Origin of the sequence: Castellaniella sp. GW247-6E4 (assembly GCF_040276065.1) — a bacterium.
Lineage (GTDB): Bacteria > Pseudomonadota > Gammaproteobacteria > Burkholderiales > Burkholderiaceae_B > Castellaniella.
The window spans coordinates 1-2,566 of record NZ_JBELOI010000034.1 but is presented as its reverse complement, the minus strand read 5'-3'; the positions used below and the strand labels follow the sequence as shown (position 1 = coordinate 2,566).

Here is a 2,566-nt window from a genome sequence, read left to right as displayed (position 1 = left end):
TCATCGGGGGCTTCCTGATTGGGTCTCGTTCAACAACCTACATTCTGACAGGTCCAGGGGACTTGTTCAGACCTTCCCTAGCAAAGATCACGGTGAAAGACTGGCCTGGTTTACTTGAATGGTGCAAAAAATTTAAGACACGGATTGACGCTGGGCCGCGCATGCTAGCGTTTGAGGCGCTTGCGTTAGACAAGTTAGGACACACCCAAAAAGCCAAGGAACTCCTCGAGAACATGTTGGCCGGGGGCGTGCTGGACAGTCTCGCACTAAATACCTATGTGACAATCACGGTCCGATGTGGCTACGTCCAAGAAGCAATCGATGCAGCCGAAAAGATCATGGAAGCCGCCACCTCCAAACGTCAACAGATGGACTGCATTCGACTACTGTTCAATCTGATTCAGCAGTCAGATCACGGAAGCCAACGACTCTTGGCACTCGCTGTGCAGATGGGGCGGCTAGCAGACCAGGACTCAGAGATCGAAGAAAGCAGCTACTTGATTATGTTCCTCATGGCTACCCCAAGAGAAGATCAGGTGCCAACACAGCCGGAGCTTGCCGAGTTCCGCCAACGATGCGACGCCTTTTTCGTAAAATTTCCTGAGTCAAAGATACTGAAACGGGGAGTATTTCGCGAAAATTCATCAGGTTCAGAGCTGATAGAGCAGATTAAAGGTTTTATAGGCGTATCAGAGGATCGCGAGGCATTTCAACGTCGAATTGAGAATCAGCTGCAACTTGGCCTTGCCGTCGTCCCGTTTTCATGGCGCCCAAACCTCGTTCTTTCATATATCCACGACACTGTGCATCTATGGGAGATCGCCAAAACCTCCAGCATCGATGATAAGAAGTACCACCTGACGATGCTTAATGACGCTGAATGGACTCCGCCATCAGCCGCCTCCGTCTCAGATCGCACGCCACTGCTAGATCTGACTGCACTACTTGTTTTGTTTGATCTAGCTTTAATTGATACCGCTATCCGATTCTTCGGCTCGATAGCAATCGCAAAAGCCACACTCGAGAGGCTAGCCTCCTTAGTCAGCCCATTCTCCGGTAGCCCATCGCGATCTAAATGTGTCGCATTGCAAGACGCGCTAAAGCCGCATTTTGGATCGATTATTCAACCATCAGTATCCAAGCTAGCTGAAGAAGATAGCGACGAAAACCGTGTTTTTGGGCGAGAACTCAGAGAAATTACCCAACTTTGCCAGCAAGATGATAGTTACCGACTCTACTCCGACGATTTATTCTTTCGCATATTCGTCGCCCAGGGCAGCAAGCCTGATGGAATTTGCACATTGGATGCCCTTGCTGGATTCGAGCAGGCTGGTTTGCTGACTCGGCAAGATGCTGCCCGCAAAATCTCGATGCTTTGCCGATGGCATGTAGGGCTCTTGGTGCAGTTCGATGACCTGGTGGCGCTCCTGCCCCTCGAGCTCAGTGAGGTTTCAACTGTCCGGCAAGGGATAGAGCTTTTAGATCAACACTCTGATTTCACGGCGGTTATCGACGCAATATGGGACTTCCGGGCACCCTTCAATAAAACACTAGACCACGCAGCTGCGGTCCTTCGAAGACTCATCGAGGAGACAACCCTATCCAACAGTGCTCTAGCATCCTTAATCGGACTGTGGTTTGTCAAAGCAGGGCTGAAAAGTGACGCGCCGCAAAACCCACTCCGTATCCTAACAAAAGCCATCACACGCGCTGCCTTGTCGCCGAACCTCACAGAAGCTGCGTCGTCGAAACTCTGGAACGTATATGCCCAGCTAGTTGAATTCCATCATGGCGCACTCATGGATGTAAGAAAGGAGCGAGAGGCAGTTGGGCTACTTGGGGCAGAGTGCGCGAAACTTCAGACGACAGACGCTGAGTTAGGACAAACGATACAGTCGGCACTCAGACTAGGACTGACTGAGGGTACCAGTACCGACGCGGACTTCATGGCCGGATTTTCTACAGCACTGGTGCGCATTGGAACTCAGACCAATCAAGCCAGAAGGTGACTCGGCCTCATGCCCATGCGAAAAGCCAAAGACACCTACCTTCTAACTTACATGGTGTACGCACTGAGAGCGACGCCCAACCCTCGGCAACTACGAATTCCCAGAGCATCCAGGTTGAACCAGCCCCCTGGAACACCGGACACAGTCACCCGCTTAAAATAGCAGGTAGGCATACGACTGTGTTTATGACCAACAGCAAGCAGGAAGTGATGGAATTACTGACCCAGCCGGAGCGTCGGCGGCGCTGGTCGGTGGAACAGAAGCTGGCCATGGTGCGCGAGAGCAACGAGCCTGGGCAGACGGTTTCGATGGTGGCGCGCCGCCATGGTGTGAACCCGAACCAGCTGTTTCACTGGCGCAAACTGTACCAGGACGGCGGCTTGTCGGCAGTGGATGCTGGCGAGCAGGTGGTCGCGGCCTCGGAGCTTGCCGACGCGCTCAAGCAGATCCGGGAGCTGCAGCGCATGCTGGGCAAGAAGACTGTTATCGGTCGTCCAATAATCCCCCCTGAAGGTCATTAAAAATTCCCCACCTGTTTTCTGGAGACAGAGCAGATG

1 protein-coding gene and 1 pseudogene are annotated in these 2,566 nt (G+C 52.6%); both read left to right on the top strand.

Annotated elements, in window-relative coordinates; all coding sequences use genetic code 11:
- Positions 1–2,009 (top strand): hypothetical protein (locus ABS761_RS16780; RefSeq protein ID WP_350409534.1); only part of this gene is annotated, 2,009 nt, incomplete at its 5' end.
- Between the two features lie 209 nt (positions 2,010–2,218).
- Positions 2,219–2,494: pseudogene (locus tag ABS761_RS16775) on the top strand (transposase); the annotation flags it as partial.
- Between the last annotated feature and the right edge of the window lie 72 nt (positions 2,495–2,566).